The organism is Nonomuraea sp. NPDC052129 (assembly GCF_040680095.1).
GTDB lineage: Bacteria > Actinomycetota > Actinomycetes > Streptosporangiales > Streptosporangiaceae > Nonomuraea.
Genome location: NZ_JBFAVX010000054.1, coordinates 12,766 through 28,494, shown reverse-complemented (window position 1 = coordinate 28,494; position 15,729 = coordinate 12,766). Strand labels below are relative to the sequence as shown.

Genomic DNA, 15,729 nt, shown 5'->3' with positions numbered 1-15,729 from the left:
CACTCGGGTCGCTGGGGTTACTGGGTCGCGAGGGAGAGGAGTCGGCGCAGGTAGGTGACCTGCTCGGGGTCGCCGGTGACCGACACCTCGCCGCCCCTGCCCCACACCCAGCGCAGCAACTCGTCGGGCGCCCCCGACACGACGGTCCGCGCCTGCTCGACCGCCCTGTCGGCGGTCTCGTCGGCGACGGTGATCTCGGTGGGCGTGGCCCGTACGAGCCAGGCGCGCTCTCCGCCGACGACCGCGATCGCCCCCTTGAGGTCGGGGCGCAGGGCCTCGGCGAAGCTTTCGGGGTAATGGGCGAACTCGTGCGCGAGCATCACCTTGAGCCCCTCGTCCACCCCGTCGAGGGCCAGGTCGTCGGCCGCGGGCGTCACGGGCAAGCCGGCCGCGAGTTCGGCGTCGACGCGGTGGATCACCGTCTCCTGGGCCATGCGCCTGATCCAGAACCCGACGCTCTGGTCGGGCTCGTACCAGGTGAGCGCGTGGTCGTCCGGGGCCCTCGCGGCGAACTCCGCCATCAGCTCGGCATAGGCCCGGTCGAGCACCGCGAACGGTTCCTCACCGGACAGGTCGGGCGGCCATGGCGTCGGCCACTCCCCGCGCAGCATCGTCTCGGCCTTGTGCAGGTAGACCTCAGTGATGTGGGCGACCAGATCGGCGGCGGTCCACCCCGGGCAGCTCGGCACGGGCGCCGCGTCCGGCGCGGCGGAGGCTGCGGCTCTGAACAGGCCGTATTCGTCGGCCAGACAGGCCAGCAAGCGAGGGGCATCCATGGCACCCACCCAACCACGCATTGCCGGCACACGGCATCGCATTAAACCGGCGGCGTGTCGCCATATCAGCCAGCAGCGTGCCCTGCCTGGTCGGCGGCGTATCGCCTTAGGCCAGCGGTGTGTCGTTGTGAACAGCTCGCGGATCGAACAGGCGCCCCCACAGCGCCCGTTCCTCTCCCGCTCCGGCGTCAGGTGCTAGGCGGCGCTTCCGGGCCCTCTCCCGGCGAACAGCCCGCCCCGCCGTATGGCCGGCATCCTCGGACGCCGGTACGGCAACGCGAACCATGTCGCCTTCCCGATACGCCCCGGACTGGTGACGTACTTCTGGGGATGGCATCCCCAGAAGCCTTCGGAGAGCGCGGCGACGATGCACAGCCCCCGCCCGCGCTCGGCGTCGGCGTCGACCACACGGGTCACCGGCAGCGGCGGACCGCAGTCCACCACCATGCACACGATCTCCTCGGGATCGGCGTGAAGCACCAGCTCATAGGGCGCCTCTCCATACAGAAAGGCATTTGTCACCAATTCGCTGGCCATTAGCACGGCGTCATCGACGAGATCGGGACTCAGTTCCAGTCCGGTCAACGCGTCACGGACGACCGTTCGGGCATACCGGACGGCCTGCACGTCTTCGCGCAGGGGCCAGGCATGCTCGGGGTGTGTTCGCGGGACGGATCGCAGTGGGGACATTGGCTTCTCCTTCCGCGTTCAACTGTCGAAACGTGTACGGAAGAGAGGTCAAAAAAGGCGGATCTTGAAAAATCGTTTTTCGCCGGCCCCCCGCGCACCGCGACCCGCCGCACATAGTGGCCCGCCCCGCAACGTTGCCCGCCGCGCACCGCGACCCGGCGGCCTTTACACACGGCGACTCTCCATCACGGCCTGCCCGGCAAGCCCCGCCCCCAGCCGCAGCCGGGCCCGTCCGATCGGTCCATGGCACCGCACGCTGATCCCCTTTCGCCGCACTGACTCCTTCCACAAGGACATGTCAGCGCCACGCCAGCGATACGAAAGCCGAAGCGGCGAGCATGATGTCCGCAGCCTCGAAATCCCTTGGAGATTCGCGACAAAAGGAGAGTCGCATTGAGAACGACAGCACGGTTACTCGCGATGACGACACTGGTCGCAGGCATGGCGCTCATCGCGGCACCGGCGAACGCCGCCACGGGAACATTGGTTCTTATCCATCAGCCCGCCGGACAAAGAATCGTGTATAACAATCCCACGGCCGGTTGTTACAGCACCACATCAGCCTTCAACAATGTCACAAATCGCACGAATGTCGCTGTCACCGTTTACCAAGGAACGCACTGTCAGGGACTGTCCGTAATCATCGCTCCGGGTACGAGTCCCGTGCCGGTCGGAGACCGTCTCAGCGTCTCCGTCCCCGTCTAAGGGTTTTCGATCCAGAAGAAGGGATGAAGTATGCACAATCGCATGGCGAGGCGAATAGCCGTCGGCGTAGTCGGCCTGGGCCTGGCGCTGACTCCCGTGGTCCCCGCATTCGCGGCACAGAGCAGCTCGGCGAGCCGGCAAGTGGCGGGCCCCGCGCAGGTGGAGAGCCACACGGAATGGGGCGGGTGGTATTCCAGCCTGGACAGCTGCGCCGAAGTCGGCAGGGCATACGTCCACCAAAACGGAGCTATTGGATTCACCTGCCGGCCCCTCAACGGCCAGTGGGCCCTGTGGGTCGTCTACGACCCCTCCCCCTGATCTTCGATCCGATGAATCAAACTCAGGAGAGAACAGTGCGGAAAATCAAGAAAACCGCGACGACGCTCGCGATCACGGCCGCGCTCGCCGCCGGCGGCATGACACTGGCCGCGCCGACTTGGGCGGAAAGCGCATCCTCCACCACGCAGGCGAACGCCGCGGCGGGAGTCTGGTACATCTTCAATTTCTATCCGGACGAGGGGACCTGCGAAGCGCAGCGTAGATGGGGCGCCAGTCAGGGCTGGTGGACCTGGGACCATTCGGCCTGTGCGACCAACGGGCGGGACTGGGCGCTCTTCATCCTCTACGACGCGGCCCCTTCCGCGAAGCAGGCCCCTCTTCCCGAGGGTTGGCAACGGTCCTGATTTCTCGGCGAAATATGAGATAGCGCGAAAAGGTGCCTTCTAACCTGTCTGGCGGCGACTTGCTGGGGTCGCATCCGAGGCAGGGTGGAAGGCACCTTTTCGTACCGGAATTCGGAATCCGGCATTCGTACGATCGCCAGGTCAGCAGGCCCTGACTTCGTCGAGGTAGGAGCCCCAGCCGTGCCGGAAGAGGAAGGTCTTGTGCGGCTTGAGCACCTTGCACTCACTGTCGAAGTTGTACTGGATGACGATCTTGACACGGATGGTGTGCCCGCAGTCGTTGCGGACCTTGACCCACTTGTTGTAGTCGTGTCCGGTCCAGGTCGTGGCGCAGTCGGGGGCGCCGTCCCGGGCGGCCGACTCGGTCGATGCCGAGGCGCTGTAGCCGGGAAGTACGACCAGAGCGGCAGAGACGAGTGCCGCCATCGCCGCGAGTCGGATCTTTCCTCTCATGCTCATCTTGCGTGTCCCCTTTCTCCGTCCGAAATGTCACGCCGACCGTAGGAGCGGGGATGTTGAGGTCATGTTGAAGATGCGTTGACCCCTGGTCTGGCTGGAGTCGGCTGCCGGTCGCAGAGGCCAAGCCGCTGAAACGGCAGGCGTACGATCGCGCCGACTTCGCCCTGCTGCGGCAGTGACGTCGCGGACGGGTAAGGCCTGGCGCTACGCGCGGGCGTGCGGGCGCAGGGTGGCCAGCCAGCGGCGAAGGAGGCCGGCGAAGGCCTGGGGGCGTTCCAGGTGCAGGAAATGCCCGGTGCCGTCCCACGTGACCATCTGCGACCCGGAAGGTGCGGGGATCGAGGACTCCCATGCGGCCGGCTCGCTCAGCGAGGAGACGCAAAGAACCGGGCGGGTGCGCCTGGCCAGGTAGCGGCGCGTCGCGGGCCGGGCGCCGAACGCGTCCGGGCCCAGGTACATGCCCTCATAGCAGGCGGCCAGTACGTGACCGGGGGTGGCGAGCAGCTGGGCGCGTACCTCAGCGGGCAGAGTGCCGAGCTGGCGGATCATGGGACGCCCTCCTTGAAAGCGCTTTCCCGCCATCTTGGGCGCTGCCGGCCCGAACCCGGCCGATGAGGTCGGTCTCCTGGACACCGTCGGCGTACGCGTCGCGGCCCGCACGCACCATCGACATTCACCGGCCGTCCACGCGGCCGCAAGATGCGTCGGAGTGATCATGTAGGTTCCAGGCATGCATGATGACGACGGTGAAACCGACGACGCTACGGATGAGTTGGCAGCGGAACGCGCGTTCTTACGGGAGCAGATCGAACTCGCAGTTCTCGGCGGTTTCGACGATGAATATGACATAGAGGACTGGCTAGAGGACGAAACGACCGACGAAGATCTGCTGGAGGAGCTGAAGGCGTACGCGGAAGAGCTGTTCCGGCAGGAGCAGGCGCGTGAGGACACTTGGCTCACCCCCACCGTGAACGACGCCATCGACCAGGCATTCGAGGAGCTGAACGAGCGCGGCCTCGTCGCGTTGCAGAACGCGGGTTTCACGATGTCCGACGGTTGGACCGACGCGCTCGAAGCCGCCTCGGAGTTGCCGGACAAGCCCCGCGGCGCGGTCTTCTATCACGGCCAGGACCTCGAGTCCGGGGTTCAGGGCGACGGGCTGATGCTGGCGTTCGGCGCCTTCGAAGACGACGAGACGAAGAGCGAAGCGGCGAGCGCCGCCATCGCAAGAGAGGTGTGCGACACCCTCACCGCTCACGGGGTCGAGGCCAAGTGGAACGGCTCCGTCAACTCGCGCATCGAGATCGCGCCGTTCCCGTGGCGAAAGCGCCGCTGGACCGATGCCCCTTGATTCTCGGCCCGCTGCCGAGGGAACAGTCTGTGACGCCATCCCCCTGGATCGGCGGATAAAGACGCTGATGCGGCACTCTTGTCACCTGACGTGCAGCAAAATGTGACCAAGGCACGTGTCCGTCTTATCGGGGTGAGGGTGAGGGTCTTGACAATCTCGGTGCCGGCGGTTCCGGAGGCCGCTGGGACGCTGCGCTACCCGGCCGGCTCCCTGGTGATCCTCACCGGCCTGCCCGGCGCGGGCAAGACCACGCTGCTGCGCCGCCTGTACGCCCTGGACGGCACGGAGAGCAGCCCGGTCGTGGCGGGCGCGGTGGTGGTGATCGACTCGGCGCAGTCACGCCTGCGGTGGAGCACGAGTCTGGGCTGGGCGCCGAAGCCGGTGCGCACCGCGGTGGTGTTCACGACGCACGTGTGGCGCATCGGCCGGGCGTTGCGGGGCGGGACCGCGGTGATCGCGCACAATCGCGGCTGCGGGTCCACCGTGTTGCACGGGTTCGCCTGGCTGGCGCGCCGGTCGGCGGTCCCGTTCCACCTGCTGCTGCTCGACGCCCCTCCCGCGGACGCGCTGGCCGGCCAGGAGGCCAGGGGCCGGGTCGTGACGACGCGGACGTTCGCACAGCACAATCGCCGCTGGGAGGCGCTGCTGGGGCGGGTCCGGGCCGGCCGCACCAGCCCGGCCACCGGCGCGCACATCCTGGACCGGCCGACCGCCGACCTCCTCGAAGGCATCCACTTCGACGGGCCTGTCCCCCGCTGACCACACGCGCGCCTGGCCCCGCGGCAGGAGCCTTGAGGTTCCTACGACACCCACCACCTGCGGGCGCTGCCCGATCACCACCCCCGAAGGACCTCCCGTGACCAACATCCCTGGCACCGTGCTGCTGGCCGGCATCGTCGGCTCCACCGCCTACGGTTTGGCCGGGCCCGACTCCGACGTCGACCGGCTTGGCATCTTCGCCACCCCCACGCTGGCCATGGTCGGTCTGTCCCGGCCCAAGGACAGCATCGTCCACACCAACCCCGACCGGTCGCTCCACGAGGTGGGCAAGTGGTGCTCTCTCGCGCTGGGTGGCAATCCGACCGTGATGGAGCTGGTGTGGCTGCCCGACGACCTGTACGAGACCCGTACCCCGCTCGGTGACCAGCTGATCGCCATCCGGACCGCGTTCCTGTCCGGCCCGCGGGTCCGCGACGCCTACCTCGGGTACGCCACTCAGCAGTTCCAGCGCCTCGACCGGCGCGGCGACGGCTCGTTCTCGGCCGACACCCGCAAGCGGACCAGCAAGCATGCCCGCCATCTCGCCCGCCTCCTGCACCAGGGGCGCGAGCTGTACGAGACCGGCCACCTGCCGATCCGGCTCCCCGACCCCGAGGCGATCCGCGCCTTCGGCGAAAGGGTCGCAGAAGGCAACACCCAGGAGGCCCACGACCTCCTGGCGGCCACCGAGAAGGCGTTCGACACCGCGCCCACGCCGCTGCCCGCCCAGCCCGACGCCGCCACGGTCGAAGCATGGCTGCGCGAGGTCCGCATCGCCCACTGGAACCCACCGCCCGACCGCTGACCGCCCTGCTGCGGACCACGGCTGTCGCTGTCTACCGGGGCGGCTCAGAACTGGTTGTGTTGGGCGCGGAGAAAGATGGTGGATCTTCAGTGAAGATCCACCATCTTGACCTCGGTCAGTCGATGCCTTCGACGATGCGGAAGTCGCGCTCGACGCCGTCGGAGAGGACGACCAACGCTTCCTGGTAGGCCGCACTCTCGTGCGCCGCGACGGCCTGCTCGAAGCTGTCGAACTCGATCAGGACGGTGCGCTCGGCGATTCCGGCGTCATGCGCCACGACCCGACCGCCACGAACGAGGACCCGACCACCCCCGGCCGCGACGGCCGGACCGGCCAGCTTGTTGTAAGCAGCCAGCTTCTCAGGGTCTGAAATGGTGCGGTAGGCGCTGACCCAGTAGCCCTTGGACATGGAACCTCCAGTGTTGGGATGAGTGCATCTGACTTACGGGTTGGTCTCGGACGAGCGTCGGCGGGCGAGAGCGAGGCTTGTCAGCGTCGTGATCGCCATGGCGCCGATGCCGACCAGCGCCGCGGTGGTGTAGGCGCTGTCGTCGGGGAAGAGGTGGCCGGGGCCGGTGCCCGCGGCGAGGATCAGGCCGCCGATGGCGCTGCCCAGGGAGTACCCGACGCTGCGGACGACGTAGTTGAAGCTCATGGCGCTCGACGTCTCGCTCTTGGGGGTGACGGCCAGGATGACGCCGGGCATCGCGGCCGAGAAGCCGCCGACGCCGAAGCCGAGCACGCCCATCGCCGCGAACAGTTCGGCCAGGTCCGACCGGGCCGCCGCGAACAGGGCGAACCCGCCGCCGACCACGACGGCGCTGCCGGCCAGGAGCAGGGGGTCGGTGATCCGCGTCCGGACCCGCGGCGTGAGCTTGCCGGCGACGAACCCCAGCACCGAGAACGGGATGAGGACCAGCCCGGCGACGAAGGTCGTCAGCCCGAAGCCATAGCCGGCGCCGTGCGGCGTCTGCGCGTACCGGGTGATGAGCGTGAGCAGGAGGTACATGCCGATCCCGCCGACGAACATGGCGAGGTTCGCCCCGGCGACCGCCGGGTGCCGCACCGCCCGCACATCGACCAGGGGCGTCGTGCTGCGCAGCTCGATGACGGCCCAGACGCAGAGCAGCACCACCGCGACGACGGCGAGGCCCGCCGCCACGGCGAGATGCCGGCTCCACAGATTCCGTTCGCCGGCGAGGAACAGCACCAGGAGCAGCGCAGCGGCCAGGACGACCGCGCCTGCCACGTCCACGTGGGCGGAGCGGCCTTCGGGGGCTTCGGGCATGGAGCGCCACGCGGTCAGGAGGGCGGCGGCGGTGACGACCAGGCCGAGGCCGTAGGCGGCCCGTACCCCGCCGAGCTCGGCGAGCAGTGCGGCCAGCGGGTAGCCGACGCCGGCCCCGATGATCGAGACCACCGAGATCAGGGCGATCACGGCCGCGCTGCGCTCCTCGGGGAGGTGGTCCCGGGCCACGCCCATCATCAGCGCCGTCAGCCCGAGCCCGACGCCCTGGGCCGCCCTGCCGGCCAGCAGCCACGCGAACGGCAGCGGCAGCACGGTGAGCGCGCTGCCGGCGACGGCTACCGCCAGCGTGGCGAGGATCGTGGCTCGCCGGCGCGGGCCGGCTCCGAGCCGGCCCAGGACCGGCGTGGCGACGGCGCCGCTGAGCAGCGCGACGGTCAGCGTCCACTGCGCGCTGCCGAGCGAGACGTGGAACGAGGTCGCCACGCTGGTGATGAGCGGCGTCCCGAGGCTGGCGACCGCCGCCACGACCAGAGCGATGAACATCAGGGCGGGGACCAGCAGCCGCGCCTCGGAACGCGCCACCGGGAACGCCTTCACCGCGACCCCGCCGACCGGCTGCCGGTCACTGCTTCGGCCCTTCGCGGTCCTGGCTTTCGAGCTCTGCCAGATGCTTCAGCGCCGGAAGGGCCGCCACCAGCGCCTCGACCTCCTCGTCGGTGAGCTTGCCGATCAACCGCTCGAACGCGTGGACGCCCGCCTGGCGCCGCGTCCGGACATAGGAGGCGCCGGCCTCGGTCAGGCACACCAGCGTGACCCGCTTGTCGGACGCGTCGCCCCGCCGCTCGACCAGGCCGGACTCCTCCATCACCCGGACCAGGGCGGTCATCGCGGGCTGGGTGACGCCCTCGACCGCGGCCAGATCGGTGATGCGCCGCGGGCCGGTCCGGTCCAGGGTGGCCAGGGTGGCGGCGGACGTCAGACTCATGTCCCGGGGCAGGCGTCTCGCGGCCCTGGTGGCCAGGCCGTAGAGGGCTGCCCCGATGGCGGCGGACGCGCCAGGAGCGGTGTCTTGACGACTCATGCCCGAAGCATAGCATTTTTATATTCATAGTTTATGGAAATGGCGCTGCGCTGGGCGCCGCGACCGCCCTGTCGCTCCACCTCGACCACGACCCCACCTACTTCGAGACTCTGCGCTGCGCCGATGGACCGCAAGCTGAGCAGGCTGAGGGCGCTGGGCGAGCAACTGCGTCACGGCAGACGGCGGAGGCTAACAGACGCCTGACCAAAGGACGCCGGAGCTGAGGCGGCACGCCCGGTGCGCGCGGCGACCACCATCACGGCGAGGCCGAGCGCCACGACCGCGGCGCCCACGTACAGCGGCGCGGTGTAACCCAGGCCCGCGCTGATCGCGAGGCCGCCGAGCCAGGCGCCCAGGGCGTTGCCGACGTTGGAGGCCGCGACGTTGGCGCTGGCGGCGAGTGGCGCGCCGCCGGCGGCGTCCGTGACGCGGGTGATCATGCCGGGCACGCCGGCGAACCCGAAGACGCTCAGCAGGAAGACCAGGACCACTGACGCGACCCGCCCGTCGGCCAGCAGCCCGAACGCCGCGAGCGTGGCGGCGAGTCCCGCCAGGGACACGATCAGCGTGCGGTCGCGGTCGCGGTCGGCCGCCCGGCCCCCGGCGACGTTGCCGATCACCAGGCCGCTGCCGTAGACGACGAGCAGCCAGGCGACATCCGCCGTGGTGAAGCCGGTGACCTCGGTAAAGGTGTACGCGATGTAGCTGAACGCCCCGAACATGCCGCCGTAGCCGAGGGCGGTGGCGGCCAGGGTCAGCCAGACCTGCCAGGAGCGGAAGGCGCGTAGCTGGGGGCGCAGACCGGCCGGCCGGTGGGCCTCGTGCACGGCGCCCGCCCAGGCCGGAACCCACACGGCGATGGCGGCCAGGGCCAGCACGCCGATCCCGGTGATGGCCCAGAACGTGGCGCGCCAGCCCCAGCGTTCGCCGACCAGAGCGCCGAACGGTACGCCCAGCACGTTGGCGACCGTCAGCCCGGCGAACATCACGGCGACCGCCTGTGAGGCCCGCTCCGATGGGACCATGCGGCGGGCGACGAGCGAGCCGATGCCGAAGAAGGAGCCGTGGCACAGGGCGGCGACGACGCGGCCGAGCAGCGCAACGGCGTAGCTGGACGCGACGGCGGACAGCAGGTTGCCGAGGACGAACAACGCCACCAAACCGACAAGGACGGCCTTGCGCTGGATGCGGGTGGTGGCGGCGGTCAGCAGTATCGCGCCGATCGCGACGCTCAGGGCGTATCCCGAGATGAGCCATCCGGCCGTGGCCTCGGAGACGTCCAGGCTGCGGCTCACCTGGGGCAGCAGACCCGCGATCACGAACTCGGTCAGGCCGATCCCGAAGCCGCCGAGCGCGAGCGCGACCAACCCGGCGGGCATCGGCCGCGCGTTCCTGTCCTGTCGGATGTTCATGTATAGATCATGGGGGGGTCGGTCGCCAAGCTTGACAAGGCTGTCCGCGACAGAGGTATGGGCCGGACTCACATGTGCGCCTCCGGGAATTCTGGTGCGTGCCACATATCAGGCCGTTCGCCCGGAACGTACCGTCACGGGCAATCGCCAGGCGTGTGAACCACGGAGTCGCTGATGTTTCCACTCCCCAGCCGAGCCGTCGTCAGAGCCGTGACGGCGCTCGTCCTCATCCTCGCCGTACTCGCCGTCGCGCGCCCGTCCCGGGCGGCCTCCCTGACGAAGGTCACGGGGTTCGGCTCGAACCCGGGCGCCCTGAACATGTGGGTCTACCGCCCCGACGGCCTGCCCGCGGGCTCCCCCGCCGTCGTCGCTTTGCACGGCTGTACGCAGAGCGCCAACGCCTACTACACCAACTCCGGCTGGCGGAAATTCGCCGACCTGTACGGCTTCGCGCTGATCTTCCCCGAGGCCACCACCCCGCCGTCGAACTGTTTCCAGTGGTTCCAGGAGGGCGACATCGGGCGCGGACAGGGCGAGGCGCTGTCCATCGCCCAGATGGTGTCGTACGCGACCAGCACCTACCAGCTCGACCCCGGTCGCATCTCCATCACCGGCCTGTCCGCGGGCGGCGCGATGACCGCGGTCATGGTCGCGGCGTACCCGGAGCTGTTCGACGCGGCGTCAATCGTCGCGGGCCTGCCGTACCGCTGCTCCCCACCCGCCTCGACCAGCACCTGCATGAACGGCCCGGTCACCAAGACCCCCAAGGACTGGGGAGCCCTGGTGCGCGGCGCGTACTCCGGGTACACCGGGTCGCGGCCGCGAGTCTCGATCTGGCACGGCCAGGCCGACTACGTGGTCAACAAGGCCAACGGCGTCGAACTCAGGGACCAGTTCACCGACGTACTCGGCCTGTCGCAGACCCCCGTCTCGACGACGAGCCTGCCGGGCGGCACCACGATGGAGACGTACGGCGGCGGTGAGGTCCGCTTCTACCGGATCGCCGGGATGGGGCACGGCACACCGGTCGATCCGGGCGGCGCCGCGGAGCAGTGCGGCACGGCGGGCGCCTATTTCCTCGACACCATCTGCTCGGCGTACTACGACACCCACTTCTTCGGCCTCGACACGGGATCGCCGCCGCCCACACCGACGCCCACCCCCACTCCGTCGCCGCAGCCCTGCTTCACCGCCACCAACTACGCGCACACCCAGGCGGGGCGGGCCCACCAGTCCGGCGGCTACGCCTACGCCAACGGCTCCGACCAGGTAATGGGCCTGTGGAACGCGTTCGTGACGACGACCTTGCGGCAGACGGGACCGAACTACTACGAGGTGGCCGGTACCACCTGTTAGGTCAGAGGGAGCGGCTGATCATCAGGCGCTGAAGAAGAAGCGCCCGCCGCCGTTCTACGGCGGACGGCGTGCGACGACCTGGCGGTCCGCCCGTGCATTGGCGATGCTGTGACGCGTGAAGTACGTGTCCAGAGTGCCGCGACCGCCGCTGGACGGGCTGATCGACCGGCCTGGGGCTGGTCCGCCAAACGAGCAGCGTCATCGCGGCGACCAGCGGGGCGGTGGCGATCGGCGACCTGAGCGTGGCAGCCGGTGTCAGCAGCACTCATCTGGCGCGGCGGTTCAAGGAGCTCATCGGCGTCACGCCGAAGCGGCTGGCCCGCACCTACCGCTTCGCCGCCACCGTGTTCGCGATCAACCCCGCCGGACCGATCGACTGGGGCGACCTCGCCGGTGGCGCAGGCTACTTCGACCAAGCCCACTTCGGCCACGAGTTCCGGGCGTTCACCGGGCTCACGCCGACCCGGTACGTCGAAGTCCGGCGGCGGTTCCTGCGCGAACATCCCGGCCACGTGCTGGACGGCTGGCCACTGCCGGCCGATTGATTTCTTACAAGAGCGACAGCTCACGGCACGCTAATTTGGGGCACCCCAAAGCAGAGGAGAGCCCCGTGGGCAAGGTGGTCATGTACAGCTCGGTGTCGGTGGACGGCTTCGTCGCGGACGAGAATGACCAGCCCGGACCGCTGTTCGACTGGTTGTCCAGCGGTGACATCCCCTTGGACGAGAGCGGCGAGCTGAAGGTGTCGCAGACGTCCTACGACTACACCCGGCCGTACTGGGACCAGATCGGAGTCACGATCGTCGGCCGCCACGTCTTCGACATGACGGATGGCTGGGACGGGAAGCCTCCGGGCGGCATCGACCACGTGGTCGTCGTGTCGCACCGGCCGATGCCCGAGGGCTGGGACCCCGAGGCGCCGTTTCACTTCGTCGACGGCGTCGAGGCAGCCATGGCCAAGGCGCAGGAGCTCGCGGGTGACCGCATGGTCGAGGTCGCCGCCGGCGACGTCGGTGGCCAGGTGCTTGCCGCGGGCCTGATCGACGAGGTGCGCATGGACGTCGTACCCGTCGTGTTCGGGTCCGGCAAGCGCTACTCGGCATGCACGCGATCACTGGGACCGTGCTCCGGCCACAGCGCCTGGGACAGCGACTCCACGGCGACGAAGTGCCCGGCCTCGAGCGACAGCCGGATCAGCGGGGCACGTAACCGAGCGCCCCCGATTTCCACGGACTCATCGCCGGTGCGCACCTCCAGCGGGCCGAGGACCCCCACCCGCACAGACACCACCCGCTCGCGCTCCTTCACCTGGGCACAGCTTCACCCGGGGCCACAGCGTAGGCCATGCGGCTTCCCGGCCGCTTTCCCCCGCCACAAACGGGCCACTTCGCGTCGAACGGGTCGCTTCGCGTCGAGACGCAGAGGGTCGTGGCGTCCCGGTGCAACCAAGCGGGGCAACACGGGGTTCAAAGGGCGCATCAGGACGGTGAACCGCCCCTGACTCCTGAAATCTCGCGCACGATGGCGGTCCGATATGTCGGCAGTTCTGGACGGCAAGGCAGCGCTGGTGACGGGCGGCAGCCGTGGCATCGGCACCGATATGAATCCCGCCGATGGACCGGGCGCCCGCGCTCAGAGCGCCTACACCGCCCTCGGGCGCTACGGGGAGGCGGCGGACATCGCCGCGACCGTCGCGCATCTGGCCGGCGAGGGAGGCCGATACATCACGGGCGCCTCCATAGCAGTCGATGGCGGCGTCACCGCCTGACCCTATGCCGGTCCGCGAGGACGAAAAGGCCGTCGGGAATCCCCCGTTCCCCGGCGGCCTTTGTGCCAGAGCGTGACCGAGCGGACCTCTAACCTTCTGATCCGTAGCCAGTTCGAGATGGATCAGGTAGCGCGTCGCCTATCACCTCACCACTGGTGACGACGAAACACGCACACGAAAAGGGGACGATCCCCAGTCATCTTGTCTACTTTGAGGGTGTTCACGGTGTCGAGCTTCCACCCCTGGGCTTCAACTACCTCGATGCCACGGCCGAGCTTCTCGATCTCACCGGAAACGTTGAGATGCCCGATCTCACTGATGATCTGAGCCGTGAACACCGTACGTCCCTCTGCTGCGGCGTTTCGGGCACTGGCCGCCAAGGCGTCGTTCGTGGCCTGCTTGAAGATCCCCATCCCTACTCCCCTCACCGTTGGATCCCACAAGGGATCACGGAGATGCCCCAGTGACTCGGACAGCGCGACTTCGTTCAATGCGTTGGACGCGCCTCTCATCCAAACGGTTGAGAGCGTCCGGCGATTACTCGAAACCAATCTTCTGATCCGTAGGAAAGGGCAGACGCTTTGTCAGCAGTGACCTTCTGAGCTTGGCGTTTACTGGCCTGGCTGTTTGATCGTGAAACCGTCTTCTACCGTGGGTGCGGGTGTGCGAGGCGGTGGTGGCGATGGCTTCGTTGCTGGAGGAGCTGGCGCGACGGCAGGCGGAGTCCCGGCGGCGGATCGAGGAGCTCGGTGAGCAAGTCGCCGAGCTGCGGGCACGGCTGGAGGCCGAGGAAGATCGGTTGTCGCGGCTGCTGATCGCGCGAGAGGTGGTGGAGGAGATCCTGGGCGAGGCAGGCCGGCTGGTCGCAGGCTCGATCTTGGAGGGTGAAACATGCCGGGGCCGCCGAATCACCGCAGGACGGGAAGGACAGAGGTTCGGCCGGGGAACCCACCCGGCCCGAGCCGGTGGATTTCCCGGCCCGGGCCTCTTTCTTCGGGTCGGCTATGCCGTGGCCACGCGTCAGCCGCCACCGCCACCGCCGCCGGGTGAAGCCCCGGTGACGGCCCGCGTCTGCTGTCCGGTGATCTCCTGCAGCGGTATGTCGTCGTAGTTGCTGAGGACGACGCCGACCCACCCGGCGTCCGGGTAGATGCTCCAGTGGGTGGAGCTGCCGGGGTGGACGCCGCTGCGCGAGAGCTCCCACTGGCCTTCGACGATGTGGGCTGTCGGCCCGTAGGTGCTGAACCCCGGGGAGCCTCGGAAGTTGGGGGCCTTGACCGAGGTGAACACGTCGGCCCAGGCCGGGTCGAGCACGGTGCCGTCGTACAACGCTTCCGCGAACCGGATCAGGTCCGGTGCGGTGACGAACCCGCCGTCCGGGACGAAGTTGCGGGCATTGTTCTGGCCCGCCAGGCCCGGGCTCGGGCTGTCCTTGTCCAGGTTGCGGACGGCGTCCACCCAGCTGCCGTCGGCCTGTTTCATGTACGAGTGCGCGATGTGCTCGTCGGCCAGCCACTGCGGCCTGGTGTAGTACGCCGAGCCGGCCATGCCGCAGCGCCCGAAGATGTGCTCATGCACGTAGTCCCAGAACGTCATGCCGGTCACCGCCTCGACGATCTGCACAGTGACATCCGCACCCCAGCCGGGTTTCTCCGAACCCGCGCCGGGGGCGGCCACCAGCTTCGCCTGCCGGGCGTACTGCTGGTAGTACTCGTGCTGCTCCTCCTTGCTGTGGAAGATGCGTTTGTAGTCATGCTCCGGAAAGGACAACCCGGAGGTGCCCATGAGCAGGTGGTGGATGCGCACCTGCTCAGCGATCTCCGTGGCGAAACCGGTCAGGTAGGTGCCCACCGTGTCCCACAGCTTCAGCTTGCCCCGCTGCGCCAACTGCACAATGGACAGGCTGACGAACGGCCCGCCGTAGAGGTTGAACGCGACACCTTCGTGGTTACGGATCCCCTTCTCCTTGTCGGCCATGCCGTAGCTGCGCGACAGCACCGTCCGGCCCCGGTGCGACAGCAGCACCACTCCGGAGAACTTGTCCTGTGCGGCCAGCTTCGCGACGTACCGGTCGTAGGCCCCGCCGGGCAGGGTGTCCGGCGGGATCCGGTCCTGCTCGGACGGCTCGGACGCGGCGGCGGGGGCGGTGCCCAGCCCGGTGCCTAACAGCGTGCCGGCCGCCATCACACCGGCAGCCAGCCCGCCCCATCCGAGCAGCCGCCGCCGCTCGACACCACGTACGGAATCCGAGTCCATGTCATCGCCCTCCCCGCGCGAGGCAGGAGGCGAGTGCTCGTTGAAGGACGCGATGGTCCCGCGCGCTGTTGGTCATGGCTGCGATATTTCGTCGCGAATATCACCGGCCCGCGCGCGTGATGTCACCGTTTCTCGACAAACCCCTGATCTCGACCGGGACTCCGTGGCAGTGGGTGCCGGCCGCAGCGCGGCGGAATGCAGCCCGGGAGCGTTGACATCAGCGTTCGGTGTCGGCGCTTGCCCCCGTCAGTGGGAGGCCGCAGGTTGAGCACGGAGGTCGACATGCTGCGCACACTAGGGCCGTTGCGTGAGGAGGGTTTCTCGTGTTCGGACCCCCCTAGCCGGCCAGATGTCTTCGCGGCCCCGTCTGTCTTTCAGC

Annotated in this window: 18 protein-coding genes; 8 read left to right on the top strand and 10 right to left on the bottom strand. The window is 68.7% G+C overall.

What is annotated here, in order from left to right:
• Positions 1-17: 17 nt before the first annotated feature.
• Both AB0L53_RS56450 and AB0L53_RS56445 read right to left on the bottom strand, forming a co-directional pair.
• Positions 18-776: a maleylpyruvate isomerase family mycothiol-dependent enzyme gene (locus AB0L53_RS56450; protein ID WP_364014466.1), complete on the bottom strand. Its 759-nt coding sequence runs from the start codon at positions 774-776 to the stop codon at positions 18-20.
• A gap of 195 nt (positions 777-971) precedes the next feature.
• The gene (locus AB0L53_RS56445; protein ID WP_364014463.1) at positions 972-1,466 is read right to left on the bottom strand and encodes an ATP-binding protein; all 495 of its coding nucleotides are present in this window, start codon (positions 1,464-1,466) and stop codon (positions 972-974) included.
• Positions 1,467-2,524: 1,058 nt separating this feature from the next.
• On the opposite strand from AB0L53_RS56445, the gene AB0L53_RS56440 reads away from it, so the two are divergent.
• A complete protein-coding gene (locus AB0L53_RS56440; RefSeq protein ID WP_364014460.1) occupies positions 2,525-2,854 on the top strand; it encodes a hypothetical protein in 330 nt (109 codons plus the stop codon).
• Positions 2,855-2,995: 141 nt separating this feature from the next.
• Here the strand turns inward: AB0L53_RS56440 and AB0L53_RS56435 are convergent, their stop codons facing one another.
• Positions 2,996-3,307, bottom strand: coding sequence for a hypothetical protein (locus AB0L53_RS56435; protein ID WP_358552835.1), 312 nt, complete (start codon positions 3,305-3,307; stop codon positions 2,996-2,998).
• Between the two features lie 210 nt (positions 3,308-3,517).
• A complete protein-coding gene (locus AB0L53_RS56430) occupies positions 3,518-3,862 on the bottom strand; it encodes an alpha/beta hydrolase (RefSeq protein WP_364014456.1) in 345 nt (114 codons plus the stop codon).
• Between the two features lie 181 nt (positions 3,863-4,043).
• Here AB0L53_RS56430 and AB0L53_RS56425 point away from each other — a divergent pair, with 181 nt between their 5' ends.
• From AB0L53_RS56425 to AB0L53_RS56415, 3 genes are all read left to right on the top strand, one after another.
• Positions 4,044-4,664, top strand: a complete 621-nt coding sequence (locus AB0L53_RS56425; protein WP_364014453.1) for a hypothetical protein — start codon at positions 4,044-4,046, stop codon at positions 4,662-4,664.
• Between the two features lie 147 nt (positions 4,665-4,811).
• The gene (locus tag AB0L53_RS56420; protein WP_364014450.1) at positions 4,812-5,423 is read left to right on the top strand and encodes an AAA family ATPase; all 612 of its coding nucleotides are present in this window, start codon (positions 4,812-4,814) and stop codon (positions 5,421-5,423) included.
• A gap of 97 nt (positions 5,424-5,520) precedes the next feature.
• Positions 5,521-6,228: a nucleotidyltransferase domain-containing protein gene (locus AB0L53_RS56415; RefSeq protein WP_364014447.1), complete on the top strand. Its 708-nt coding sequence runs from the start codon at positions 5,521-5,523 to the stop codon at positions 6,226-6,228.
• A 115-nt stretch (positions 6,229-6,343) separates the two neighbouring features.
• Here the strand turns inward: AB0L53_RS56415 and AB0L53_RS56410 are convergent, their stop codons facing one another.
• From AB0L53_RS56410 to AB0L53_RS56395, 4 genes are all read right to left on the bottom strand, one after another.
• On the bottom strand, positions 6,344-6,637 hold the full coding sequence (locus tag AB0L53_RS56410; protein ID WP_364014444.1) for a DUF1330 domain-containing protein: 294 nt from the start codon (positions 6,635-6,637) through the stop codon (positions 6,344-6,346).
• A gap of 33 nt (positions 6,638-6,670) precedes the next feature.
• The gene (locus AB0L53_RS56405; RefSeq protein WP_364014441.1) at positions 6,671-8,059 is read right to left on the bottom strand and encodes an MFS transporter; all 1,389 of its coding nucleotides are present in this window, start codon (positions 8,057-8,059) and stop codon (positions 6,671-6,673) included.
• A gap of 40 nt (positions 8,060-8,099) precedes the next feature.
• Complete coding sequence (locus AB0L53_RS56400; RefSeq protein WP_364014438.1) at positions 8,100-8,558, bottom strand: MarR family transcriptional regulator; 459 nt, start codon at positions 8,556-8,558, stop codon at positions 8,100-8,102.
• A 170-nt stretch (positions 8,559-8,728) separates the two neighbouring features.
• Positions 8,729-9,970, bottom strand: coding sequence for an MFS transporter (locus AB0L53_RS56395; protein WP_364014435.1), 1,242 nt, complete (start codon positions 9,968-9,970; stop codon positions 8,729-8,731).
• Positions 9,971-10,144: 174 nt separating this feature from the next.
• Here AB0L53_RS56395 and AB0L53_RS56390 point away from each other — a divergent pair, with 174 nt between their 5' ends.
• The 4 genes from AB0L53_RS56390 to AB0L53_RS56375 all read left to right on the top strand — a co-directional run bounded on the left by AB0L53_RS56390 (position 10,145) and on the right by AB0L53_RS56375 (position 13,094).
• The gene (locus tag AB0L53_RS56390) at positions 10,145-11,326 is read left to right on the top strand and encodes a PHB depolymerase family esterase (protein ID WP_364014432.1); all 1,182 of its coding nucleotides are present in this window, start codon (positions 10,145-10,147) and stop codon (positions 11,324-11,326) included.
• Between the two features lie 221 nt (positions 11,327-11,547).
• The gene (locus AB0L53_RS56385; protein ID WP_364014429.1) at positions 11,548-11,871 is read left to right on the top strand and encodes a helix-turn-helix domain-containing protein; all 324 of its coding nucleotides are present in this window, start codon (positions 11,548-11,550) and stop codon (positions 11,869-11,871) included.
• Positions 11,872-11,936: 65 nt separating this feature from the next.
• Positions 11,937-12,827 carry a hypothetical protein gene (locus tag AB0L53_RS56380; protein WP_364014426.1) on the top strand — a complete coding sequence of 297 codons (891 nt, stop codon included), beginning with the start codon at positions 11,937-11,939 and terminating at the stop codon, positions 12,825-12,827.
• Between the two features lie 33 nt (positions 12,828-12,860).
• A complete protein-coding gene (locus tag AB0L53_RS56375) occupies positions 12,861-13,094 on the top strand; it encodes an SDR family oxidoreductase (protein ID WP_364014423.1) in 234 nt (77 codons plus the stop codon).
• A gap of 146 nt (positions 13,095-13,240) precedes the next feature.
• Here the strand turns inward: AB0L53_RS56375 and AB0L53_RS56370 are convergent, their stop codons facing one another.
• Together AB0L53_RS56370 and AB0L53_RS56365 are read right to left on the bottom strand one after the other, a co-directional pair.
• Entirely contained in the window at positions 13,241-13,507 is a 267-nt protein-coding gene (locus tag AB0L53_RS56370; protein WP_219534557.1) for a hypothetical protein, read from the bottom strand.
• Positions 13,508-14,114: 607 nt separating this feature from the next.
• Complete coding sequence (locus AB0L53_RS56365) at positions 14,115-15,350, bottom strand: serine hydrolase domain-containing protein (RefSeq protein WP_364014420.1); 1,236 nt, start codon at positions 15,348-15,350, stop codon at positions 14,115-14,117.
• Positions 15,351-15,729 lie beyond the last annotated feature (379 nt).

What these genes read in the sequence shown, in the direction of transcription:
- AB0L53_RS56435 (WP_358552835.1), bottom strand. Translation starts at nt 3,307, where the DNA reads ATGAGAGGAAAGATCCGACTCGCGGCGATGGCGGCACTCGTCTCTGCC.
- AB0L53_RS56400 (WP_364014438.1), bottom strand. Translation starts at nt 8,558, where the DNA reads ATGAGTCGTCAAGACACCGCTCCTGGCGCGTCCGCCGCCATCGGGGCA.
- AB0L53_RS56430 (WP_364014456.1), bottom strand. Translation starts at nt 3,862, where the DNA reads ATGATCCGCCAGCTCGGCACTCTGCCCGCTGAGGTACGCGCCCAGCTG.
- AB0L53_RS56375 (WP_364014423.1), top strand. Translation starts at nt 12,861, where the DNA reads ATGTCGGCAGTTCTGGACGGCAAGGCAGCGCTGGTGACGGGCGGCAGC.
- AB0L53_RS56370 (WP_219534557.1), bottom strand. Translation starts at nt 13,507, where the DNA reads ATGGGGATCTTCAAGCAGGCCACGAACGACGCCTTGGCGGCCAGTGCC.
- AB0L53_RS56450 (WP_364014466.1), bottom strand. Translation starts at nt 776, where the DNA reads ATGGATGCCCCTCGCTTGCTGGCCTGTCTGGCCGACGAATACGGCCTG.
- AB0L53_RS56445 (WP_364014463.1), bottom strand. Translation starts at nt 1,466, where the DNA reads ATGTCCCCACTGCGATCCGTCCCGCGAACACACCCCGAGCATGCCTGG.
- AB0L53_RS56410 (WP_364014444.1), bottom strand. Translation starts at nt 6,637, where the DNA reads ATGTCCAAGGGCTACTGGGTCAGCGCCTACCGCACCATTTCAGACCCT.
- AB0L53_RS56365 (WP_364014420.1), bottom strand. Translation starts at nt 15,350, where the DNA reads ATGGACTCGGATTCCGTACGTGGTGTCGAGCGGCGGCGGCTGCTCGGA.
- AB0L53_RS56390 (WP_364014432.1), top strand. Translation starts at nt 10,145, where the DNA reads ATGTTTCCACTCCCCAGCCGAGCCGTCGTCAGAGCCGTGACGGCGCTC.
- AB0L53_RS56425 (WP_364014453.1), top strand. Translation starts at nt 4,044, where the DNA reads ATGCATGATGACGACGGTGAAACCGACGACGCTACGGATGAGTTGGCA.
- AB0L53_RS56395 (WP_364014435.1), bottom strand. Translation starts at nt 9,970, where the DNA reads ATGAACATCCGACAGGACAGGAACGCGCGGCCGATGCCCGCCGGGTTG.